Below are 26205 nucleotides of genomic sequence, written 5' to 3' on the forward strand. Positions count from 1 at the left end.
GAGCGAGCACGAGCAGAGACGGATCGACGGGGAAGATTCCCTGATGGCGGATAGGGATGGGGAGGCGCACGGGGAATTCGACGTTGCCGTCATCGGCATGTCTGGCCGGTTTCCCGGCGCGGACAGTGTGGACGAGTTCTGGGACAATCTGCGCGACGGCGTGGAAGGGATCACCCACTTCACCGACGACGAACTGCGCGCGGCCGGTGTTCCCGAGGCGCACCTGGCCCACCCGGACTACGTGCGCTCCATCGGCCGCCTGCGCGACGTGCAGCACTTTGACGCGGGCTTCTTCGGCTACAGCCCGCGCGAGGCGGAGATCCTGGAGCCCAGCCACCGCCTGTTTCTGGAGTGCGCCTGGGAGGCGATGGAGAACGCCGGGTACGCGCCGGAGCACGTGCGCGGCCGGGTGGGCGTGTACGCCGGCGCGGGCGCGCCGATGTACGTGGAGCAGCACGTTCGCAACAACCCCGCGCTCATGGGAAGCGTGGGGCACTTTCAGGCCAACCTGGCCAGTGGCAAGGACTTCATCGCCACGCGCACGGCGTACAAGCTGAACCTGCGCGGCCCCGCGCTCACCGTGCAGACCGCCTGCTCCACCTCGCTGGTCGCCATCCACCTGGCCGCGCAGAGCCTGCTGAGCGGCGAAAGCGACATGGCCCTGGCCGGCGGCGCCACTGTCCTCATCCCCCAGGACGGCGGCTATCTGTACTCCCATGGCGGGATCAGTTCGCCCGACGGCCACTGCCGCGCCTTTGACGAGCAGTCCGCGGGCACGCTCAGCGGGAGCGGCGTGGGCGTCGTTGTCCTGAAACGGCTGGCCGATGCGCTGGCCGACGGCGATCCGGTGCGCGCCGTCATCCGCGGATCCGCCATCAACAACGACGGCTCGGCCAAGGTCGCCTTTACCGCGCCTGGCGTGGAAGGACAGTCGTCCGCCATCCGCGAGGCGCTTTCCGCCGCGGACGTCGATCCGTCGTCCATCACCTACGTGGAAACGCACGGCACGGGGACGGAGCTGGGTGATACGATCGAGATCGCCGCGCTGACCCGGGCGTACCGCACGGCGACGGAGGAGTGCGGCTTCTGCGCGCTTGGGGCGGCAAAGACCAGTGTGGGTCACCTGGACACGGCCGCCGGGGTGACCGGGCTAATCAAGACGGTGCTCTCGCTGGAGCACGCCCAGATCCCGGCCACGCTGCACTTCACCAAGCCCAATCCCAGGATCGACTTCGCGGGCTCTCCGTTCTTTGTCTGCAACGAGTTGCGCGACTGGCAGCCGGCGCCCGGGCACCCACGCCGCGCCGGGGTGAGCAGCTTTGGCATCGGCGGAACCAACGCGCACGTGATCATGGAGGAAGCGCCGCCCCGCGAACTCTCCGGCCCGTCGCGTCCGTGGCAGCTTCTGACCGTGTCCGCCCGCTCCCCCCGCGCGCTGGACGCGGCGACGGACCGCCTTGCCGAGCACCTGGAAGCCAACCCGGACCAGCCGCTGGCCGACGTCGCCTTCACCCTGCGGGAGGGCCGCCGCGCCTTTTCGCACCGCCGCACTCTGGTGGTGCACGAGGGGGAGAACGCGGCGGCGCTGCTGCGCGAGCGCCTGCCGGACCGCGTCGCCAGCGGCGTGGCGGAATCCGGGAGCCGGTCCGTCGCCTTCCTCTTTCCCGGACTGGGCGACCAGTACCCGGGAATGGCGCGCGGGCTGTACGAGGCCGAGCCCGGGTTCCGCGCCGAGGTGGACCGCTGCGCCGAGCTGCTCCGGCCCCTGCTGGGGCTGGACCTGCGGGAAATCCTGTTCGCGGGGGAGGCCCCGTCGGACGCGGCGCCTTCGCTCGGCGTCGACCTGAAGGCAATGCTCGGCCGCACCTCTGCCGCCAGCCCTGAGGCGGAGCGGCTGAACCGTACCGAACTGGCCCAGCCCGCCGTGTTCGTCATCGACTACGCGCTGGCCCGGCTGTGGATGAGCTGGGGAATCGTACCGGATGCCGTCATCGGCCACTCGCTGGGCGAGTACGCGGCGGCCTGCATCGCCGGGGTGCTCACGCTGGAAGACGCGCTGGCGCTGGTGGCGGACCGCGCGCGGCTGATCGGCGGCCTGCCGGGCGGATCCATGCTCGCGGTGTCGCTTTCCGAATCGGCGCTGCGCCCGTTCCTCTCCGCCGACACCGTGGTGGCCACGGTGAACGCGCCGGAGCTGACCGTCGCCGCCGGACCGGATGCCGCCATCGCCGCGCTGGAGGCGGCGCTCACGGCGGCGGGCCACACGGCGCGCCGCCTGGCCACCACGCACGCCTTTCACTCGCCGATGATGGCGCCGGCGACGGGTGCCCTGGCGGAGCGCGCCGCGCGCGCGGAGCTGCGGCCGCCCCGCATCCCCATGCTCAGCAACGTGACCGGGACGTGGATCACCGACGCGGAGGCGACGGACCCGGCATACTGGACCCGCCACCTGACGGGCACCGTCCGCTTCGCCGAAGGGATCTCGGAACTGCTGTCCGAACCCGGACGCGTGCTGGTGGAGGTGGGACCGGGGCAGACGCTCTCCACCTTTGTCCGCCAGCGCGCGGACGGAGAGCCGGCGCCCGCCGCCACCATTCCGTCGTTGCGCTACGCGTACGACCGGCGTCCGGATCCGCAGTTCCTGCTGGACGCGCTCGGCCGCCTGTGGCTGGCCGGGGTGGAGGCGGACTGGGCGGCTTTCCGCGGGTCGGAGCGGCGCCGGCGCGTGGCGCTTCCCACCTATCCGTGGGAGCGCCAGCGCTACTGGGTGGAGCTTCCGCAGGGGGACGGGCAGGTGCCGCACGGGGCGGAAAACGCGCGTTCGAACGATCCCGCGGACTGGATTCACACGCCCACCTGGACGCGCACGCCCGCACCTCCGGCGCCAGCGCACGGACATGAGCACATCCTGCTGATGTCCAGCGGGCGCGGGCTGGCGGACCGGGTGACCTCGGCGCTGGACCGCGTGGGCTACAACGTGATTTCCGTTCGCCCCGACACCGGGTACAGCGCCGGCAAGCGGCTGCACACCGTTCGCCCGGAGTTCCGCGAGGACTACCGCCAGATGGCGGACACCCTCGCCTCCATCGGGATGCAGCCGCGCGCGGTGGTGCACGCGCTGGCGCTTTCCGATCCGCGGATGGCCATCCCCAGCCTTCTGCTCTTTGCGGACGCCATCGCCTCGTCCGGGGTGCCGGCCGAACTGATCATCCTCACCGAGGGTGCGCAGCAGGTGACGGGAGACGAGGAGCCCGCGCCGCTGGCGGCCGCGCTCCTGGGCGTGGCGCGCGGGATCGAGCGCGAGCACCCTCACCTTTCCTGCCGCGTGGTGGACGTGCCCGCCGGGCCGGCCGCGGCGGATCTGGCGCCCCGGGTCGCCGCGGAGATCGTCTCCGGCGGCATCGGCGACGTGGTCGCGCTGCGCGGACGGCACCGCTGGGTTCGCGCCTTTCATCCGGCCCGGACCGCCTCTCCCGCGGCGCGCATCCGCGAGAACGGCGGGTACCTGCTGGTGGGCGCGGGCTCCGCGCGCATAGCCTCCGCCATTGCGGCCACGGCGGGCGTGCGCATGGCCTTCATCCTCCCCGACGGCCAGCCGGGCGAAGCGGGCGAGGGAGTGGAGGTGATCCGCGCGAATCTGGCGGATGCGGACGCCCTCTCCAAAGCCGTCACGGAAGCGGAAACGCGGCTGGGGCGCGTGGACGGCGTGCTCTACGCGCCGGACCTGTCGCCAATCGTGGGGATCGCGGGCGTCGGCGAGGCCACGACCGGGTGGGCGGACCAGCTGGCCGAGGTGGAAGCGGCGCTGGACTCCTTCCGCACCGCGCTGGGCGAACGGCGTCCGGAATGGGTGGTTCTCGCCACCTCCCTGGCCGGCGAGCTCGGCGTGGTGGGCCACGTCCGCGTGACGGCGGCGCACACGCTGATCGACGCCTTTGCGGCCCGTGCCGGGTGGACGGCGCTGGCGATGGACCGGGCCGCGACGGAAACGGACGAGGCGGGAATTGATGCGGAGGAGCTGACTTCCGCCCTCACGCATGCGCTCGCGCTGGCGGGAGAGGCGCAGGTGCTGGTGTCCACCACGGACCTGGAGACGCGGTGGCGCGAACGCGCCGCGGCCGCCGCTCCCGCGGACGTGCTCTACGACCGCCCGGAGCTGGAGTCGGAGTACCACGCCCCCACCAACGAGGTGGAAGAGCAGCTCGCGGAGCTGTGGCAGAGCCTGCTCGGCATCCGCCGCATCGGCATCCACGATGACTTCTTCGGAATGGGCGGGCACTCTCTTCTGGCCACGCAGATCGTGGCGCGCGTGCGCGACATGTTCCAGCTCGAACTGCCGCTGCAGTCCATCTTCGAGGCGCCCACCATCGCGCGCTTCGCGGAGCTGATCGAGGCCGCCATCATCGCCGAAATCGAGGGGATCTCGGACGACGAGGCGGCGCAGATCATGGGCACCGCCTGACGGGAACGCGCGCGCCCGGCGATGACGGCTTCCGGCGGTCCCGTTGCGGACAGCGGCGGACCGCCGGGAGCGGGGATGGCGGGAACGTGATGGCGATGACGACGAACAGCCGGGCCCTGTCCCTCGCGGACACCCCGATCACCGAGGGAAAGCCGTGACCAACGAAACCCTGCCGGCCGACGCGCCGGCTTCGGACACCCGGAAGCCGCCCAAGACGGTCAAGTGCGTGGTGTGGGACCTGGACCACACCATCTGGAACGGCATCCTGCTGGAAGACGACACCGTCGAGCTCCGGCCCGGGGTCGCCGAAATCCTGCGCACGCTGGACGAGCGCGGAATCCTGCAGTCCGTGGCCAGCCGCAACGACCACGACCGGGCCATGGCGCGGCTTCAGGCGCTCGGCATCGCCGACTACTTCCTGTACCCGCACATCAACTGGAACGCCAAGGGGCAGAACGTCGAGGCGATCGCCACGGCACTCAACATCGGCCAGGACACGTTCCTGTTCGTGGATGACCAGCCGTTCGAGCGCGAGGAGGTGGCCTTTGCCTGTCCCGCCGTGCGCACGCTGGACGCGGCGGAGCTGGACGGGATGCTGGAGCGGCCGGAGCTGAACCCCGAGTTCATTACCGAGGATAGCAGAAACCGCCGCCGCATGTACCAGGCGGACATCGACCGCGGCCGCGCCGAAGAAACCTTCAACGGCCCGTCCGAGGAGTTTCTGCGCACGCTGGACATGCGCTTCACCCTGGGCCCCTGCACCGAAGCCGACCTGCAGCGAGCGGAGGAGCTGACCGTCCGCACCAACCAGCTGAACACCACGGGGCGCACCTACGGCTACGACGAGCTGAACGCGTTCCGTACCTCTTCGCGACACCTGCTGCTCGTGGCCGGGCTGGACGACCGCTACGGCGGCTACGGCAAGATCGGCCTGGCGCTGGTGGAAAAGACCTCGGACGCGGTGTGGACCCTCAAGCTGCTGCTGATGTCGTGCCGGGTGATGTCGCGCGGCGTGGGAACGATCATGATGAGCCACGTGATGAACGAAGCGCGCGCGGCCGGCGCGCGGCTGCGGGCGGAGTTCAAGCCCAACGGCCGCAACCGGATGATGGAGGTCACCTACCGCTTCGGCGGCTTTCGCGAGGTAGAGCGCGACGGAGACCTGATCGTATTCGAGCACGACCTCGCCGCCGTGCAGCCCTTTCCCGAATTCGTGCGCGTGCACATCACGCGCTGACCTGTTCCGAGTGGATGCAGCCATGAGCACGCACGACATCACCGCCAAGCGGGCCTCCCTTTCCGACGACAAGCGCGCGCTTCTGCAGCGCCGCCTGCGGGGCGAGGCGCCGGCCCTGCGCCCCCGGGAGCTGGTGACCCGCGCCGCCGGGCCCGGCCCCGAGCACCCGGCCAGCTTCGCGCAGGAACGCATGTGGTTCCTGAACGAGTTCGCCCCCGACAGCCCCATGTACAACGTCCCCGTCTCGGTTCTGGTGCAGGCCGACCTGGACGTCGCGCTGCTGGAGCGGGCGTACTCGGAAGTGGTCCGCCGCCACGAATCGCTGCGCACCACCTTTCACATGGGGCCCGACGGCGAGCTGAAGCAGCTCGTGCACGACCCGTTCGAGGTGCGCATCGAAATCATCGAAATGCGCCACCGGGTGGGCGAGGACTTCTCCGCGGACGTCAACGCGCTCGTGTCGGAAGAAGCGGCGCGCACCTTTCGCATGGACACGCTCCCCCTCTTCCGCGTGACGCTGCTGCGCGTCTCGGACGAGGACTACGCGATGGTCATCACGCTGCACCACATCATCATCGACGGGTGGTCATACCCGGTGGTGCTGCGCGAGGTGGTGGACCTGTACGGCGCCTACGCGGAGGGGCGCCCGTCCCCGCTGACCGATCCCACCCTGCGCTACGCGGACTTCGCGGTGTGGCAGCGCCAGTTCCTGACGGGCGAAACGCTGGAAAAGCAGGTGTCGTACTGGCGCGACTCGCTGGCCGGCGGCCCCGTCCTGGAACTGCCCACGGACCACCCCCGTCCCGCGGTGTCCAGCTTTCGCGGCCGGTTCCACCGGTTCCGCTTCGACGCGCGCCTTACGGGCCAGCTCCGCGACCTGTGCCGCGAAGACGCGGTGACGCTCAACATGGTCATCATGGCCGGCTTCTACGTGCTTCTGCACCGCTACAGCGGGCAGGACGACGTGGTGGTGGGCACGCTGCTGGGCAACCGCAGCCGCGCCGAGGTGGAGCAGATCGTGGGCGTGTTCGTCAACACGGCCGCGCTGCGCATGGACCTGAGCGGAAACCCCACCTTTCGCGACGTGGTGCGCCGGACGCGCGACGCCGTGCTGCAGGCGGACGTGCACCAGGACCTGCCGTTCGAAAAGCTGGTGGACCTGCTGGGGATCGAGCGGGACCTGAGCCGCCACCCCGTGTTCCAGGCGCTGTACTTTCACCACACCTTTGTCCGTACGCACCGCGAACTTACGGTGCCGCAGACCCGCGTGGGGCTGGCCACGCGCCCGGTGGACGCGGACCAGGACGTGAGCCTGGTGGACACCGGCGTCGCCAAGTTCGACCTGATGCTGGCCACGGTGGAAACGCTCAGCGGCCTGGGCGCCAAGATGGAGTATTCTACCGATCTGTTCGAGCACGAAACCATCGTGCGGCTGTCCGAGCACCTGCGCACCCTGCTGGATTCCGCTTCCCTTTCGCCCGACACCGGCATCGACGACCTGCCGATGATGGGCGAGGCCGAAGAGCGCACGGTGGCGGAAAGCTGGGCCGCCGGGCCACCGCTGGATGCGCCGATCGCGCCCATCCACGTGCTGTGCGAGGCGCAGGCGGAGCGCACTCCTGACGCCACCGCCGTGGTGGCCGGTACCGAGCGTGTCACCTTTCGTGAGCTGGACAACTGGGCCAACCGCATCGCGGCCGTGCTCGTGGAGCGCGGGGTGAAGCCGGGCGACGTGGTGGGCGTGCGGATGGAGCGCACGGCGGCCATGGTGGCCGCGCTTGTCGGCATCTGGAAGGCGGGTGGCGCGTACCTGCCGCTGGAGCCGGACTACCCCGCGGAGCGCATCGCCTTCATGCGGCAGGACACGGGTGCGGCGCTGGTGATCGTGGATGCCGGCGCGGCGGCGGACGAACTCGCCGTTCCCGCCCGCCCCGCGGCGGGAGAGGTGTTCCCGCGCCCCGACGTGGAGGTGTCGGTGTCGGACCTGGCGTACCTGCTGTTCACCTCCGGGTCCACCGGCCGCCCCAAGGCGGTGGAGATCGAGCACGGCACCACGGCCGCCTACCTGGGCGCCGTCGTCCGTGATCCCGGGCTGGCGGAAAACGACGTGCTGCTCTCCGTCACCACCACCTCGTTCGACATCTCCGTGCTGGAGCTGTTCGGCCCGCTGATCACCGGGGCCCGGCTCGTTCTGGCCTCGCGCGAGGAGGCGACCGACGCGCTCGCACTGGCGCGGATGCTGGAGGCGGAAAAGGTCACCGTCATGCAAGCGACGCCCGCGTCGTGGCGGATGCTGATTCACGCGGGGTGGAACGGGCACCCCGGCCTGCGCGTCCTCTGCGGCGGCGAGGCCCTCACCACCGAACTGGCCGAAGGGCTGCTGGCGCGCGCGGGAGAGGTCATCAACGTCTACGGGCCGACGGAGTGCACCGTGTGGGCGACCTTCTTCCGTGCCCAGGATGGCGGAGAAGGAATCCTCCCCATCGGCCGTCCGATCGCGGGCGCCCGTGCCCGCGTGCTGGATGCGGCGCTGCGCCCCACCCCCATCGGCGTGCCCGGCGAGCTGTGGATCAGCGGCGCCGGCGTGGGGCGCGGGTACCACAACCGTCCGGAACTGACGGCCGAGCGCTTTGTCGCCAATCCCTTTCCCGACGGCGGCCCGCGCATGTACCGCACGGGCGACCGCGTGCGCTGGAGCAGCGACGGGCAGCTGATCTTCATGGGGCGCCTGGACACGCAGGTGAAGCTGCGCGGCTACCGCATCGAACTCGGCGAGATCGAGGCGACGCTGCTGCGGCATTCCTCGGTGGCGCAGGCCGCCGCGCTGGTCCGCGAGGACGTGCCGGGCGATCCGCGGCTGGTGGCGTACGTGGTTCCCTCGGCGGAGGGCGAACCGGCAGGCGCCGATCTGCGCGCCTTTCTTCGCGAGCGGCTTCCCGAGTACATGGTTCCCGCCACGTACGTGACGGTGGACGCGATGCCGATGACCACCACCGGCAAGATCGACCGGCGCTCGCTTCCCGCGCCGCAGTCGGAAACGGTGTCGGATGCCGAACGGATCGCGCCACGCACCGTGGTGGAGGAGATGGTGTCCGACATCTGGACCGAGGTGCTGCGCCGCGACGACTTCGGGGTGGAAGACAACTTCTTCACCCTGGGCGGACACTCGCTGCTCGCGACGCAGGTGCTGGCGCGCATCGCGCAGACCTTCGAGGTGGAAATCCGCATCCGCACCTTCTTTGAGCACCCCACCATCGCGGGTGTGTCCGAAGCGGTGGAGGGCGCCGGCTCGCCCGTGCTGGCGCGCATGGTGGACGAGCTGGCGGACCTGTCGCCGGAAGAAATCGAGGCGCTGCTGGCCGAAGCCGGCGACTGACGCGCGCGGGCAAGCCTGCATCAAATCCGCCACGGGCGGGCCGGTCAGGCCGTCCGTGGCGGATTCTGGATTCAGTACGGTACCGGACACGGTGAGCACGCCCTGTCCGGAGCCGAACGTTGTTTCTGTTCCTCTCCCCGCCGCGGGAGAGCACCGAGAATGTGATGAGCAAGATCCCCAGCAGGCTGGACGAACTGACTCCGGAGCAGCGCAGGCTGCTCGCCCTCCGCCTCAAGACGCGCCGCGCCGAGCCCGCGCCCGAAGCCCCCGCCGACAGCGCGCTGGGCGGCGAGTTTCCCGTGTCGTTCACGCAGCAGCGCATGTGGCTGCTGGACCGGCTGGAGCCCGCCAACCCGGCCTACAACGTCCCCAACGCGCGCCGCTTCTTTTCCGCCGTGGACGACGCGGTGGTGGAGCGCGCGGTGGACGAGATTCTTCGCCGCCACGGGGCGCTGCGCACCCGGTTCGCGACGCGGGACGGAAGCCCGGTGCAGATGGTGGCGCCGCACGCGCCCTTTGTTCTCCCGGTCGTGGACCTGTCGGGGCGGCCGGAGGACGGGCGCGAGGCCGAGCTTGAACGTCTGGCCCAGGCGTTCGCGCTGGAGCCGTTCAACCTGGAGCAGGGGCCGCTCTTTCGCGCCACCATGGTGCGGATGGGAGGGGAGGACTGGGCCCTGCTCGTCACCGCGCACCACGCGGTGACCGACGGGTGGAGCATGGGCGTGTTCTGGAGCGAGTTCGGCACCCTGACCGGCGCGTTCGGCCGGGGGGAACCCTCGCCGCTGCCGCCGCTTCCGCTCACCTTCGGCGAGTACGCCCGCCGGCAGCGCGAGCGGCTTTCCGGCACCGGACTGGACTCGCTCACCGGGCACTGGAAGGCCCGCCTGGACGGTGCGCCGGTGCTGCTGGACCTGCCGCTCGACCATCCCCGTCCCGCCACCCCGAGCGGACGCGGCGACGTCGTCGATATCGAGCTGCGCGAGGGCGTTCCCGACGCCGTGCAGATGCTGGCCGCGGAGGAAGAAAGCACCCCGTTCATGGTGCTGCTTGCCGCCTTTCAGCTTCTCCTTTCCCGCTACACGCGGCAGACGGATCTGCTGGTGGGGACGGCGGTGGCGGGGCGGACCGGCGCGGAACTGGAGCGGCTGATCGGCTTCTTCGCCAACACGCTCGTGCTTCGCGGTGACCTGAACGGAAATCCCACTTTCCGCCAGCTGGTGCGCCGCGCGCGCGAGACGCTCCTGGACGCCTACCAGCACCAGGAGATGCCCTTCGAGCGGCTGGTGGAGGAACTGAACCCCGACCGCGCGGGGGGAACGCCGCCGCTGGTGCAGGCCATGTTCGTCCTGCAGAACACGCCGGTGGCGGGAACCGGGACGGCGGAATCCGCCAAGCCCGATACGCGGATGGAAAAGGTCCGGCAGGATTTCGCGTTCGCCAAGTTCGACCTCACGCTCGCCGTCTGGCACTCGGGCCCGGCCATGACGGTGCGGCTGGAATACGCCGCCGATCTGCTGGATGAGACCACGGCGGAGCGGATGCTGGACCACTTCGAGGCACTGCTCGAGGCGGCGCTCGGCGATCCGGACCTTCCCGTCCAGCGGCTGCGGATGGCACCCGGCGAAGAACTCGCCGAACTCGCCCGGTGGAGCACGGGTCCCGCCGCGGCGGAAACGGACATTCCGGTTCACGTCCTGTTCGGCCGGCGCGCGGCGGAGTCGCCGCGTTCGGCCGCGCTCTCGTGGGCGGACGGGGCAATGACGTACGGCGAGCTGGACGCGGCGGCCAACCGGCTCGCCCATCACCTGCGCGGGCGCGGGGTTCTCCCCGGCGCGCGGGTGGGGGTGTTTCTGGAGCGCGGGCCGGAACTGGTCGTCACCCTTCTCGCCATCCTGCGCGCAGGCGCTGCCTACGTGCCGCTGGATCCCGCGTACCCGGCCGAGCGGCTTGCCTGGCTGGCGGGGGACGCCGGACTTTCCGCCACGGTCACCTCGTCCGGACTGCGGGACTTGCTTCCCGCCACGGACGCCATCCTGGTCGATCTGGACGCGGAGCGGGACACGATCCGCACGCAGGCGGAAACCGATCCGGAGGTACACGCCGGACCGGATGCGGCGGCGTACGTCATCTACACCTCCGGGTCCACGGGCCGGCCCAAGGGCGTGGTGGTTCCGCACCGTGGAATCGTGCGGCTGGTGCGCGGCGGCGGGTTTGCGGAGCTGGGGCCGGACACCGTGTTTCTTCAGCTCGCGCCTTCGTCGTTCGATGCGGCGACGCTGGAGATCTGGGGTCCGCTGCTGAACGGCGGCCGCCTGGCGCTCGCCCCGGCGGGGACGCCGGAGGTGGCGGCGATCGCGGCGGAGGTGCGGCGCGAGGGCGTGACGCACCTGTGGCTCACCGCCGGGCTCTTCCATCTGGTGGCGGATGAGGATCCGGCCGCGCTCACGGGCGTGCGCCACCTCATGGCCGGCGGGGACGTGCTCTCGGTGGATCATCTGCGGCGGGTGATGGATGCCGTTCCGTCGCTGCGCATCACCAACGGCTACGGGCCTACTGAGAACACCACCTTTACCGCCTGCCACGATGTCGCGCCGGGCGACCTGGCCCGCGCGTCCGTCCCCATCGGCCATCCCATTGCGGACACCATCGTCCACGTGCTGGATGACCGGATGCAGCCGTGCCCGCCGGGAGTTCCGGGCGAGCTGTACACGGGCGGATCCGGACTGGCGCTGGGCTATCTGAACCGCCCGGGGCTGACGGCGTCCAGCTTCGTCCCCGACCCCTTCGGCGCGCACGGCTCCCGCCTGTACCGCACCGGGGATCTTGTGCGCTGGCGCGAAGGGGGAGTGCTGGAATTCTTCGGTCGGATCGACCAGCAGCTGAAGGTGCGCGGCTTCCGCATCGAGCCGGGGGAGATCGAGGCGGCGCTCCGCGACCATGCGCACGTGGGCGACGCGGTGGTCGTGGCGCGGGCGGACGGCCCGGGCGAGAAGCGGCTGGTTGCGTACGTCACCGCGCGCAACGGCGTGGCACCGGAACCGGCGGCGCTGCGGGATGCCCTTTCCCGCCGCCTGCCGGGCCACATGGTCCCTTCCGCGTGGGTGCTGCTGGATGTTCTTCCGCTGACGCCAAACGGTAAGGTGGACCGGCGCGCCCTCCCGGCGCCCACCGCCGGCCCCGAGGCGGACGCCGCCTTTGCCGCCCCGCGCACGCCTACCGAAGACGTGCTCGCAGCCATCTGGGCCGAGCTGCTGCGCCTGCCCCGCGTGGGCACGGAAGACGACTTCTTTCTGCTGGGCGGCCACTCCCTTGTCGCCACGCAGGTGCTTTCGCGCGTGCGGCAGGCGTTCGGCGCCGAGGTGCCGCTGCGCGCGCTGTTCGAGTCGTCGCGGCTGGCCTCGTTCGCCGAGCGGGTGGACGAGGCCGTCCGCGCGGAATCGGGGATCGCCGCGCGGCCGCTCACGCCGGCCGCGGCGGACGATCTTCCGCTCTCGTTCGCGCAGGAACGGCTCTGGTTCATCGACCGGATGGAACCCGGCAACCCCGTGTACAACATGCCGTTTCCGGTGCGCATGCGGGGCGCGCTGGACCCGGGTGCGCTTGCGCGGGCGATGGCGGCTCTGGTGGAGCGCCACGCGGTGCTGCGGACCCGGTTCGCGGTGGTAGACGGTTTGCCGGTGCAGCGGGTAGAGCCGGCGGACGGGTTCGCGCTGGCGGTCGAGGATGCCGCCCCGGTGGCGGAATCCGATCGGGATGCGGTGGCGGCGGAGCAGTCGGCGGCGTGGGCCTCGCTCCCGTTCGATCTGGAGAACGGCCCTCTTTTCCGGGCACGGCTGATCCGCTTCGCGGCGGACGACCACCTGCTGCTGCTGGCGATGCACCACGCCGTGTCCGACGGGTGGAGCATGGGCGTGTTCTGGCGGGAGGTGATTGCGCTGTACCGCGGCTTCGTGGAGGGTGAAGACGCTGACCTTCCGCCACTTCCCGTGCAGTACGCCGACTTCGCCGCGTGGCAGCGCGAATGGCTTTCCGGCGAGGTGCTGGAGCGGCAGGTCGCCTGGTGGCGGGAGCACCTGTCCGGCGCTCCCGCGCGCCTGGAACTGCCCGCGGATCGTTCCCGTCCTCCCGTCCAGAGCCATCGCGGCGCGGCGCTCCCCTTCCACATTCCGTCTGAAGTGGTCGAGCCCGTTCGCGCGCTGGCGCGAAGGGAAGGGGCTACCCTTTTCATGGCGCTCCTGGCCGCGTGGCAGGTTCTGCTGTCGCGCTGGTCCGGGCAGGAAGACGTGGTCGTCGGAACGCCGGTCGCGGGCCGTACGCGGCGTGAAGTGGAAGGGCTGATCGGCTTCTTCGTCAACACGCTGGCCATCCGGGGCGACCTGTCCGGCGCCCCGTCGTTCCGCGCGCACCTTGCCCGCGTGCGCGAAGCCACGCTGGGAGCGTACGCGCACCAGGACCTTCCGTTCGAGCGGCTGGTGGAGGAACTGCAGCCCGGGCGCAGCCTGAGCCATGCGCCCATCTACCAGGTGATGATGGTGCTGCAGAACACGCCGGACGGCGCCGGCGAGGGCTTTCCGGGAATCGCCATGGCCGGTGCCCCGGGGGGCGGCACCGTCGCCAAGGTGGACCTCACGCTCGGGCTCGTGGAGACCGGCGATGGCGGGTTGCGGGGTGCCATCGAATACGCCACGGACCTGTTCGACGGCGGAACGGTGGAGCGGATGGCGGGGCATTTTGCCAACCTGCTCGTCGCGGCCGCATCAAATGCCGACATGGCTGTAACCGACCTGCCGCTGATGTCGGACGAGGAGCGCCTGGCGACCGCGGCGATGGGGGCCGCGATCTCCTCCTTTCCGGTCACGGAGACGCTGCACGGTGCGTTCGCGGCGCAGGCGGCGCGATCTCCAGGCGCCATCGCCGTCACGTTCGGGGATGAAGCTGTCACTTACGGTGCGCTGGATGCGCGGGCCAACCGGCTGGCGCACCACATCCGCGCGCTCGGCGCCGGGCCGGACACGCTGGTCGGCCTGTGCGTAGAGCGCTCAGTGGAGACCGTGGCAGGCATTCTCGCCATTCTCAAGGCGGGCGCCGCGTACCTCCCGCTGGATCCGGCGTATCCGGAAGACCGGCTGGCGTACATGCTGGAGGATTCCGGTGTGCGCCTGGTCGTGACGACGGACGCGCTGACCGAGCGGCTCCCTGAATCCGCCACGCTCGTGCGGATGGACGCGGACGCGGCGGCGATCGACGCGGAGCCGTCCACGGCACCGGTGGAGACCGCCGATCCCGAATCGCTCGCGTACGTCATCTACACCTCCGGCTCTACCGGCCGCCCCAAGGGCGTGCAGGTGACGCACGCGAACGTGGTGCGGCTGTTTTCCGCCACGGACGAGTGGTTCGGCTTTGGGCCGGAGGACGTGTGGACGCTGTTCCACTCGTACGCGTTCGACTTCTCCGTCTGGGAGCTGTGGGGCGCGCTGCTGTACGGCGGACGGCTCGTGGTCGTCCCCTTTCTGGTCAGCCGCGAGCCCGACGCCTTCTACGCGCTCCTGGAGGCCGAGGAGGTCACGGTGCTCAACCAGACCCCGTCCGCATTCCGCCAGCTCATGCGCGCGGACGAGCTCGCGTCGGCGGCGGGGAATGCGCGCACGCTGGCGCTTCGCGAAGTGATCTTTGGCGGCGAGGCGCTGGATCCCGCCAGTCTGCGCGGGTGGGTGGAGCGCCGCGGGGTGGATCGGCCCCGGCTGGTGAACATGTACGGGATCACTGAAACCACGGTTCACGTCACGTGGCGGGTGATCGGCGAGGCCGACGTGCACGGCGGCGCGGCCAGTCCCATCGGCATCCCCATCCCGGATCTTTCCGTTCACCTGCTGGATAGGCGCGGCGCTCCGGTCCCGGTCGGCGTCGTGGGAGAGATGTACGTGGGCGGGGCGGGTGTGGCGCGTGGCTACCTGAATCGGCCAGCGCTGACTTCGGAGCGCTTCGTTCCCGGAGCGGGCGGCCGGCTGTACCGCTCGGGAGACCTGGCGCGGCGGCTTGTGGATGGCGGGCTGGAGTTCTTCGGCCGCGCGGACGACCAGGTGAAGGTGCGCGGATTCCGCATCGAACTGGGCGAAATCGAGTCGGTGCTGCTGGCGCATCCGTACGTTCGCGAGGTCGTCGTCCTCCCCCGCGGCAGCGGCGACGCAGAGCGGCTGGTGGCGTGGATGGTGATGGCATCCCCGATGACGGACGCGGAGCTTCGCATCCATCTTCGCGGCCGCCTGCCGGAGTACATGATCCCCGGTGCGTTCGTGCGGATGGATGCGCTTCCGCTGACGCGAAACGGCAAGGTGGACCGGCGCGCGCTTCCGGAGCCGGATCTGTCCGGCCGGCCGGGTTCCGCAGAGGCGCGCACCCCCACGGAGGAACTGCTCGCGGCGATCTGGTCGGACCTGCTGGATGTGGCGCGGGTCGGTCCGGAGGATGGCTTCTTTGAGCTGGGCGGGCACTCGCTTCTCGCCACGCGCGTGGTGTCGCGGGTGCGCGAGGCATTTGGCGTGGAACTGCCGGTTCGCGCCGTGTTCGAGCACGCCAACCTTGCCGCGCAGGCCGCGGAGATCGACCGGATGGCGCGCGCCGTGGCGGGATCAGAGGCGCCGCCCATCGTTCCCGTCCCGCGCGAGGGAGATCTGCCGCTGTCGTTTGCGCAGGAGCGGATGTGGTTCGTGGACCGGCTGGAGCCGGGGAGCCCCGTCTACCACATGCCGTTTCAGTACCTGCTGCACGGAGCGCTGGACCGCGACGCGCTCGGCCGCGCGCTGGACGACGTGGTGCGCCGGCACGAGCCGCTGCGCACACGTTTTCCGCGCGTGGACGGCGTCCCGGTGCAGCGCGTAGAGGCTGCTACCCCCGTTCCTTTCCCGACGGAGGACCTGACCGGATTGCCCGAGGCTGAGCGCGGGCCCGAGGCGCTGCGCCGCGCCCGCGCCGAGTCCGCCGCTCCGTTCGATCTGGAGCAGGGCCCCCTATTCCGGGCATCGCTGGTACGGTTGGCTGAAGACGAGCACCTGCTCCTGCTGACGCTGCATCACGTCATCAGCGACGGGTGGTCCATGGGCGTGCTGTGGAACGAGCTGTCCTCGCTCTATGACGCGTACTCCCGGAATGCGCCATCGCCGCTCACGCCGCTGCGCATCCAGTACGCGGACTTCGCGCACTGGCAGCGCGAGTGGCTCAGCGGGCCGGTGCTGGAATCGCAGCTCGGTTTCTGGCGGAATCGGCTGGGTGGCGCGCCACCGCTGCTCGCGCTTCCCACCGACCGTCCACGCCCGCTGGTGCAGACGCACACGGGCGCCGCGGAAAGCGTGCGGCTTGACCGTGAGGTGGCGGATTCCGTGCTGGCCCTCGGCCGGCGTGAGGGCGCCACGCTCTTCATGGTCCTGCTCGCCGCGCTGGATCTGGTCCTGGGGCGACTGGCCGGACAGGACGATGTCGTCGTGGGGACGCCCATCGCCGGGCGCACACGCGGCGAGACGGAGGGGCTGATCGGCCTGTTCCTCAACTCGCTCGCGCTCCGCACGGACCTGTCGGGAAATCCCTCGTTCGGCGAACTGCTGCGGCGTGTTCGCGAAGCAACGCTGGAGGCGTACGCGCACCAGGACGTGCCTTTCGAGCGCGTGCTGGAAGAGCTGCGCCCGGAACGAAGCCTGGCGCATTCGCCGGTATTTCAGGTGATGCTCAACCTGTCCAATTTCGCGGAGGGCGACGTTTCCCTCCCTGGGCTGCAGGTGCGGCCGATTGGGACGGGTGGCGCGCCCGCCAGCAAGTTCGACCTTACGCTGTACGCGGGAGAAACGCCGGACGGGCTGTCGCTGCACCTGGTCTACAACCCGGATCTGTTTGATGCGGGGCGGATGAAGGGCGTCCTCGCGCAGATTGGGAGCGTGCTTCGGCAGGCGGCAAACGATCCGGCCCTGCCGATCAATGCGTTCTCGCTGGTGACGGAAGATGGGCGGCCCGCCCTTCCTGACCCGACACTTTCGCTCCCGGTGGAGGAGTGGACGGGCGCGGTGCACGAGCGGTTCGCCGCGCGGGCGGCCGCCGCGCCGGACCGGGTGGCGCTGGTGGACGCGGAGCGGCGGTGGACGTACGGCGAGGTGGATGCGGACGCCAACCGTGTCGCCAACCGGCTGATCGCGGACGGCGTGCGCCCCGGCGACGTGGTCGCGGTTCTGGGGCACCGGTCCGCGGGGCTGGTCCGCGCGCTCCTGGGCGTGTGGAAGGCGGGCGCGGCGTTCATGGTGCTCGATCCGGCGTATCCGGCCGCTCGTCTCGCCGCGCAGTCGCGTATCGCACTTCCCGCCGCGTTCGTGCGTATCGCCGCGGCGGGTGACGTGCCGGACGAACTCGCGGCGGCGCTGTCGGAAACCGTGCGTTCCCATATCGTCTTGGGCGCTGCGGGATTGATGGATTCCGATGCGCCGGCCACGGCGCCGGGACTTTCTGCCGGGCCGGACGATCTCGCGTACCTCGCGTTTACCTCCGGGACGACGGGTGCGCCAAAGGCCGTCGCGGGAACGCACCGGCCGCTTTCCCACTTCTTCGGCTGGTACGGGCGGGAGTTCGCCACCGGTGCGGGCGACCGCTTCGCCCTGCTTGCCGGCTTGGCGCACGACCCGCTGCTCCGCGACCTGTTCGCGCCGCTCACCTGTGGCGGATCGCTGATGATCCCCGACCCGGCGCGCATCGGCGAGCCGGGGTGGCTGGCGGGGTGGATGCGTTCCTCTGCCGTCACGGTTGCGCACCTTACGCCCGCGATGGCGCAGCTTCTGGCCGGGGGCGCGGGGGCGGACGAACTCCCTGCGCTGCGACTGGCGTGTTTTGGCGGTGACCTGCTTTCCGCCACGGACGTGCAGGCCGTTCGCGCGATGGCGCCCGGAGTGGAGGTGGTGAATCTCTACGGGGCCACCGAAACGCCGCAGGCCATGGGCCTGTTCCGCGTTCCCGCGGCCCCCATTCCGGGTATTCAGCCGGTTGGGCAGGGGATCGATGGCGTGCAGCTGCTCGTTCTCACCCCGGACGGGAAACCGGCCGGCGTGGGCGAGGTGGGTGAGGTTGTCATTCGCACGCCGTACCTTTCGGCGGGATACCGCAACGACGCAGAACTGACCGCGGAGCGCTTCGTGGTCAACCCGTGGACCGGCGATCCGGCGGACCGGATGTACCGCACGGGAGACCTCGGCCGCCACCGTCCGGACGGGATGGTGGAGATCGCCGGCCGCGCGGACGCGCAGGTAAAGGTGCGCGGATTCCGCGTGGAGCCGGCGGAGATCGTCGCCGCCCTCCGCACCCTTCCCGCCGTGCGCGATGCGGTCGTCGGGGCGCACGGGACGGGGACGGACCGGGCACTTGCCGCGTGGCTGGTGGCGGATGGGGAACGGCCGGACGCCGGAGCGCTTCGCGGACACCTCCGCGCACTTCTCCCGGAATGGCTGATCCCCTCCTGGTTCGTGTGGGTGGACGCCATCCCGCTCACGCCGAACGGCAAGGTGGACCGGCGCGCGCTTCCGGCGCCGGACGCGGCGGCGCCGAGCGCGGGTAGCGAGCCGGCAACGGACACCGAGCGCACGCTCGCGGAGATCTGGTCCACGCTGCTGCGGCGGCCGGACCCGCGGCGTGAGGACCACTTCTTTTCGCTCGGCGGGCACTCCCTTCTCGCCACGCGCGTGTCGGCGCGGGTCCGCGATGCGTTCGGGGTGGAACTCCCCCTTCGCGCCGTCTTCGAGCATGCCACGCTGGCCGCGCTCGCGGCGGAGATCGACCGGGTCCGGGACGCGGAGCCCGCGCTCGCGATCCCCCCCATCCGCCCCGTTCCCCGCGGCGATACCGCTCCCGCCTCCTTTGCGCAGGAGCGGATGTGGTTTGTCGACCGCATGGAGCCGGGGGGCTCCGTCTACCTGATGCCCTCCGTGCATCGCCTGCGCGGTGCCGTCGATGCGGAGGCCATGCGCGCGGCGGTGACGGAAATGGTGCGCCGGCACGAGACGCTGCGCACCGCCATCCCCGAGGTGGATGGTCTTCCGGTCCAGCGGATTCTTCCGGCCGGCCCCGTCGACCTTCCGTTTCACGACCTGTCCGGGCGGGCGGAGCCGGGCCGTTCGGAGGCGCTGAGCGCGCTTGCGGCGGAAAACGCGAACTCTCCGTTCGACATGGAGCGCGGGCCGCTCTTCCGCGCCTCGCTGGTGCGGCTGGGCGCGGATGATCATGTCCTGATGCTGAACGTGCACCACGCGGTCAGCGACGGCTGGTCCAACCGGGTGCTGATCACGGAAATCGCTGCCCTGCATGACGCTTTCCGCCAGGGGCGGCCTTCGCCGCTGGCGCCGCTTCCCGTGCAGTACGCGGACTACGCGCTCTGGCAGCGGGAGTGGATGCGCGGCCCGGTGCTGGATCAGCAGCTCGCCTGGTGGCGGGAAACGCTGGCCGGGGCGCCGCCGCGGCTGGAGCTTCCGGCGGATCGCCCCCGCGCCGCCGTGCAGACGCATCGCGGCGCCTCCGCCGTGGCCACGCTGGAACCAGCGTTGGCGGATTCGGTGCGCGACCTGGCGCGCCGGGAAGGCGCCACCTCGTTCATGGTGCTGCTGGCGTCGTTCTCCCTTGTCCTTTCCCGCCTCTCGGGGCAGGAAGACGTGGTCGTGGGGACGCCGCTGGCGGGACGCACGCGCGCGGAACTGGAGGGGCTGATCGGCCTGTTCCTCAACTCGCTCGCGCTGCGCACGGACCTGTCGGGAAATCCGTCGTTCCGTGAACTGCTGGGCCGGGTTCGGGAGGCCACGCTGGGCGCGTACGCGCACCAGGATGTGCCGTTCGAACGCGTGCTTGAGGAGATCCGGCCGGAGCGCAGCCTGAGCCACACCCCCGTCTTCCAGGTCATGCTCAACCTGCTGAATTTTGGTGGGGGTGACGCGGAAGCGGCGGGGCAGCCGGGAGATACGGCGGTGACCGGACTGGGTGCCGGGGCGCAGCTCGCCAGCAAGTTCGATCTCACGCTGTACGCGGCGGAGCGGCCGGACGGGCTGGCGATGCACCTGGTCTACAATGCGGACCTGTTCGACGCGCCCCGGATGGAAGCGCTGCTCGCGCAGGTTGGTGGAGTGCTGCGGCAGGCGGTAAAGGACCCCGCTCGCCCGCTCGACGGGTTCCTGCTCCGGTCGGACGAGGATGCGCTGCCGGATCCCGCGGAACCGCTTTCCGACGAGTGGCGGGGGAGCGTACCCGCCCTTTTTGCGGCACAGGCGTCACGTGCACCGTACCAGGTGGCGGTGGAGGATCCGGGCGAGCGCTGGATGTACGGCGAACTGGATTCAGCCACCCGCCGCATCGCCGCGCGGCTGGTGTCTGATGGAGTGCGCCCGGGCGACGTGGTCGCCATCTGGGCGCACCGCTCCGCCGCTCTGGTGCGCGCGCTGATGGGAACGCTGCGCGCGGGCGCCGCCTTTGTCGTGCTGGACCCGGCGTATCCCGCGACGCGGCTGGCGGAATACGTTCGGCTCGCGCGGCCGACGGCGCTGCTGCGCATGGCGGCGGCGGGCCCGGTTCCCCCGGTCGTGGAGGAGCGGCTTTCCGCGACAACACGTTCCCATATCATGCTCGGTGTCCGGACGGGAGTGTCGGCCGACGAGGTGGACGGCCTCGAATCCGTTGCAGCCGTGGCGCCAGAGGTGGAGATCGGGCCGGATTCGCTCGCCTACCTGTCGTTCACTTCGGGGACGACGGGGACACCCCGGGCAGTCATGGGCCGCCACGGCTCGCTCACGCACTTTACGCCATGGCTGGAGGAGGCGTTCGGCCTTGGCGCGGCGGACCGCTTCAGCCTGCTTTCCGGGCTGGCGCACGACCCGCTGCACCGCGACGTCTTCACCCCGCTGCAGCTGGGTGCCGCGATCGTGGCTCCCGATGCGGAACGCACCGGCGAGCCGGGCTATCTCGCCACGTGGATGACGGAAACGGGGATCACCGTCGCTCATCTGACGCCAGCGATGGGTCAGCAACTGACGGAGGTGCAGGACTCGGCGGCGCGGATTCCTTCGCTGCGCCTGGCCTTCTTTGTCGGCGACGTGCTCACGCGGGCGGAGGTGGCGCGACTGCACCGGCTCGCTCCCGCGGTGCAGGTCGTCAACTACTACGGATCGACGGAAACGCAGCGCGCGGTGGGGTATTTCCCCGTTCCGCGCGATCTGGAATCGCTCGGCGCGGAGATCATTCCGGTGGGTCGCGGCATTCCGGACGTGCAGCTTCTGCTTCGCACCGCGTCCGGCGCGCCGGCGGGGATCGGCGAACTGGGCGAGATCTGGATGCGCAGCCCGCACGTGGCGCTCGGCTATCGCGACGAGCCGGTGCTGACCGCGGAACGGTTCGTCCCCAATCCATGGACGAATGATCCGCACGATGTCCTGTACCGTACGGGCGACCTGGGCCGCTACCGTGCAGACGGTACCGTGGAGATCGCGGGGCGCGCGGACCGGCAGGTAAAGGTGCGCGGCTTTCGCGTGGAGCCGGGGGAAGTGGAGGCGGCGATCCGCACGCATCCCGCCATCCGCGATACGGTCGTCGTCGCGCGCGGAGGCGGAGACGAGCGCCGGCTGGTGGCGTATGTGGTGGGGTCCGCGGATGAGAATGGGGTTCGCGAGCACCTGCGCTCGCGTGTTCCGGAGTTCATGATCCCGGCGGATGTGGTGCGGCTGGATGCTCTTCCGGTGACGCCGAACGGCAAGGTCGATCGCACGGCCCTTCCGGAACCGGCCATCACGGCCACGCCCGTGCCCGAGGTGACGCGCTCGGCGACGGAGACGGCGGTCGCGGAGATCTGGGCGGAGGTGCTGGGGCGAGAGGCGGGGCGGATCGCCTCGGACGCGGACTTCTTTACGCTGGGCGGGCATTCGCTTCGCGCCACGCAGGTGCTGTCGCGAATCCGCTCGCGGCTTGGCGTGGAGGTGCCCATTCGCGCCTTCTTCGCTGCGCCCACGGTGGCGGCAATGGCGGCCGCGGTGGATGCCGCCCGTCCCGCCTCCGCCGCACCCGCGGTGGCGGCGAAGGATGAGGAGCCGGCGGCCGTGTATCCGCCCGGCGTGTATCCGCTCACCTTTCCGCAGCAGCGGCTCTGGGTGCTGTCGCAGCTGGGGAGCACGGTGCCGTACAACATGCCGGGCGTGCTGCGCCTGGTGGGGCCGCTGGACGAGTGGGCGCTGGAGCGGGCGCTGGACGAGGTCGTGCGCCGCCACGAGCCGCTGCGTACACGCATCGAGCGGCGCGGGGACGAGCCGGTGCAGGTGGTGCAGCCGCCGCGCCCCGTGCGCCTGCGGGCGGAAGAGGTGAGTCCGCGCGACGGCGAGCGGGTGGAGGATGTGTTCCGGCGGATGGCGGAAGAGGAGGCGCTGCGGCCTTTCCCGGCGGAGGGTCCCTACTTCCGCGTCCGCCTTGTCCGCGCGGCGGAGGACGATCACCTGCTGCTGTGGACCATGCACCACGTGGTGAGCGACGGCTGGTCCATCGGCATCTTTCGCGGTGAACTCGCCACGCTGTACCGCGCCTTTGCCGCCGGAGACGGGTCGCCGCTGCCGCCGCTTTCCCTGTCGTACGGGGAGCACGCGGCGGAACAGCGTCGTGTACTGGCGGGAGAGGTGATGGACCGTCAGGTGGCGTGGTGGGCGGACCGGCTGCGCGGCGCGCCCGGGCTGCTGGAGCTGCCCACGGACTATCCCCGGCCGGCCACCCCCAGCGGCGAAGGGTCGTCCGTTTCCTTTCAGATCGCGGGAGACGCGGGCGCGCGCGTCGGGGAACTCGCCGGGCGCACGGGGACCACGCCGTTCATGGTGCTGCTCGCGGCGTTCCAGGTGCTGCTGGCGCGCTGGTCGGGGCAGGACGATATGGTCGTGGGAACGCCGATCGCGAACCGGACCCGTCCGGAAGTGGAAGGGTTGATCGGCTTCTTCGCCAACACCCTCGCCCTGCGCGGCGACCTGTCCGGCGACCCTCCGTTCACGACGCTGCTGGCCCGCGTGCGCGAGGCCACACTGGGCGCGTACGGGCACCAGGACGTGCCGTTCGAGCGCGTGGTCGAAGCGGCGCAGCCGGAGCGGACGCTGAGCCACAACCCCTTGTTCCAGGCGATGTTCACGCTGGTGAACACCCCGCCGGCGCGGACGGGAGAGGCGGCGCCGGGAGAGCTGGCGTGGGTGCCGCTGCCGCGTTCGCGCGACACGTCGCTGGTGGATCTTTCCCTTACACTGGCGGAGCAGGGCGGCCGCCTGTCGGGGGTGATGGAGTTCGCGACGGACCTGTTCCGGGCGGAAACCGTGCGGCGGATGGCGGAGCACTTCGCCGTGCTGCTGGACGCGGCGCTGGCGGATCCTGATTCCCCGGTGTCTGGCCTCTCGCTGGCGACCGCGGAGGAAGCCGAGCGCCTGCTGGCGCTGGGCGACGGTGGCGGAGCGCTCGGGGCGGAAACCGTCGTGGGCCGCTTCGCCGCGCAGGCCGCACGAAGGCCGGACGCGGTCGCCCTGGTGGCGGAAGGCGTGTCGTTCACCTACGCCGACCTCGCCGCGCGGGTGGAGCGGATGGCGGCCCGGCTGCGTGCCGCGGGTGCGCGGCCGGACCGCCCGGTCGCCGTGGTGGCGGAGCACTCGGCGGCGGCGGTGGTGGGGATGATGGGGGCGATGGCGTCCGGTGGCGCCTATCTGCCGGTGGACGCCGCGCATCCCGCGGAACGGATCGCGTACACGCTGGCCGATTCGGGCGCGACGGTGGTCGCGGTGCAGGCGCACCTGCGCGACCGGCTTCCGCCCACGGACCTCCCCGTCCTCGTCATTGAAGAGGATGCGGAGGATGGCGGGACGGGGATGCTGGACCTTCCCGATCCGGACAGCGCCGCGTACGTGCTGTACACCTCCGGCTCCACCGGCGCGCCCAAGGCGGTCGTGGTGTCGCACGCGGCTGCGCTCGCCAACGTGGACGCGGTGAGCGCGCGCTTCGGGATTACGGCGGAGGACGGCGTGCTGGGGTTCTCATCGCTGACCTTTGATCCGTCGGTGGAGCAGATCCTGATCGCGCTCCTGTCCGGGGGGCGGCTGGTCATGCGCGGCTCCAAGCTGTGGACGCCGGCGGAGTTTGCCGCGCGCGTGGCGGAAGAGGGGATTACCTATCTCGACCTGCCGACCGCGTACTGGAACCAGCTGGTGGACGATTCCGCCGCGCTGGCCCTGGTTCGCCGCCACGTGCGGCTCGCGTGCATCGGCGGAGAGTCGATGGTGACGGAGCGGGCGCGGCGGTGGGTGCAGGCGCCCGGAACCGGCGTGCTGGTAAACGGTTACGGGCCGACGGAGACGGTGGTGACGGCTGCGCTGTACACCGTTCCGGAAGGGTTCGGGGCGGAGGCGCTCCCGGCGCGGACGCCCGTGGGTACGCCGCCGGCCGGGCGGACGCTTCGGGTGCTGGATGCCCGTCTGCGGCTGCTTGCGGAAGGGGTGCCGGGCGAGTTGTACATCGGCGGGCCGGTGGGGGCGCGCGGCTACCTGGGCCGTCCCGCGCTCACGGCGGAGCGCTTTGTCCCCGACCCGTTCGGCGAGCCGGGCTCTCGCATGTACCGCAGCGGCGACCTGGCGCGGTGGAACGGCGGGGAACTGGAGTTCCTGGGTCGGGCCGACATGCAGGTGAAGGTGCGCGGATTCCGCGTGGAGCCGGGAGAGGTGGAGTCGGTGCTGCGCACGCATCCGGGCGTACGCGACGTGGCGGTCGCGGCGCGTCCTGATGCGGCCGGGGAGAACCGGCTGATCGCATACGTGGCGGGAGAGGTGGATGAGGCGGAGCTGCGTGACCTGTGCGCGTCGCGGCTGCCGGTGTACATGGTCCCGCAGGTGATCGTACCGGTGGATGCGCTGCCGGTGACGCGAAACGGCAAGGTGGACTACCGCGCGCTTCCCGATCCGGGGAGCGGCGGAGCGGCGGGATACCTCCTGCCCACCGGCGCGGCGGAGGTGGAAATGGCCGCGCTGTGGGCGGACACGCTGGGCGTGAAATGTGTGGGTGCGCGGGACGACTTCTTCCGGCTGGGCGGGCATTCGCTGCTGGCGGTGCGGCTGCTGGCGCGCGTGGGGGAGCGGTTCGGGCGCGACCTGCCGCTGGCCACGCTCTTTCAGAACCCGACACTGTCGGTCTTTACGGCGGCGGTACGGGACGGTGCGGAGGCGGAGGACGAGGGGCGTCTGCGGGTGACGCTTTCCGGCGGGACGCTGCCGCCCTTCTTCTGCATGCCTCCCGCAGGCGGAACGGTGACGCCGTACACGGACCTGGCGCGGCTGCTGGGGTCGGACCAGCCGTTCCATGCGCTGCAGGCGCCGGGAGTCGCCACGGAGGATGAGCCGCTGCGTTCGGTGCAGGCGATGGCGGAGCGCTACGTGGACGAGATCCGGCTCGCGCAGCCGGCGGGTCCGTATCGTCTGGGCGGGTGGTCGGCGGGCGGGCTGGTGGCGCTGGAAGTGGCCCGCCGGCTCCGCGCGCGCGGCGAGGAGGTCTCGCTGCTGGCGCTGTTCGACACGATTCCGCCGGACGGGCTGCGCGAGGCGGTGGCGCCGGACCGCGTGGAGCAGTACGTGAGCTTTGCGCGCAACTCGGTGACCAACGACGAGGCGCGGCTGGCGGAACTGGAATCGGAACTGCGCGCCGCGGGACCGGCCGGATGGATGAAGGCGCTGTCGGCGTGGGTGGCGCGAAACGGTGCGCAGGTGCTGGACGCGCAGTTGGAGCGGCTGTCGCGCGTCTTTGACGTGTACGAGGCGACGGCCGAGGCTACCGACGCGTACCGGCTGGCGGATCCGTACGATGGGCCGGTGGCGCTGTTCGTGGCGGAAGAGGCGAATCCAAAGGATGCTCACCTTCCCCCGCTGGCGGAGCGCTGGAAGCCGTTCGTGGCGGGAAGTCTGCGGACGTGGACGATCCCGGGAGCGCACGCCCGCATGGTGTACGAGCCGAATGTGCGGGTACTCGCGGACGCTCTTCGCGAGGCGCTGCGCGACGGCTGATTTTTCCGAATCCTCACCCTTTACGCCGCCCCTGGAATATCGTGTCTGGGGCGGTTTTTCTTCGGCGGAGACT

Annotated in this window: 4 protein-coding genes; all 4 read left to right on the plus strand. The window is 71.0% G+C overall.

All coding sequences use genetic code 11. The features are described from left to right. Nucleotides 1-43: 43 nt before the first annotated feature. The 4 genes from HNQ61_RS18835 (at nt 44) to HNQ61_RS18850 (ending at nt 26132) form a co-directional block, all read left to right on the plus strand. A complete protein-coding gene (locus tag HNQ61_RS18835) occupies nt 44-4462 on the plus strand; it encodes a type I polyketide synthase (protein WP_221305274.1) in 4419 nt (1472 codons plus the stop codon). 154 nt (nt 4463-4616) lie between these two features. Further along, nucleotides 4617-5699 (plus strand): HAD-IIIC family phosphatase, encoded by a 1083-nt coding sequence (locus tag HNQ61_RS18840; protein WP_205761199.1) that lies wholly within the window; start codon nt 4617-4619, stop codon nt 5697-5699. Nucleotides 5700-5721: 22 nt separating this feature from the next. Beyond that, nucleotides 5722-9075, plus strand: coding sequence for a non-ribosomal peptide synthetase (locus tag HNQ61_RS18845; protein WP_170032155.1), 3354 nt, complete (start codon nt 5722-5724; stop codon nt 9073-9075). Between the two features lie 164 nt (nt 9076-9239). Beyond that, nucleotides 9240-26132, plus strand: a complete 16893-nt coding sequence (locus HNQ61_RS18850; protein ID WP_170032153.1) for a non-ribosomal peptide synthetase — start codon at nt 9240-9242, stop codon at nt 26130-26132. Nucleotides 26133-26205 lie beyond the last annotated feature (73 nt).

This window comes from Longimicrobium terrae (assembly GCF_014202995.1).
GTDB classification, from domain to species: domain Bacteria; phylum Gemmatimonadota; class Gemmatimonadetes; order Longimicrobiales; family Longimicrobiaceae; genus Longimicrobium; species Longimicrobium terrae.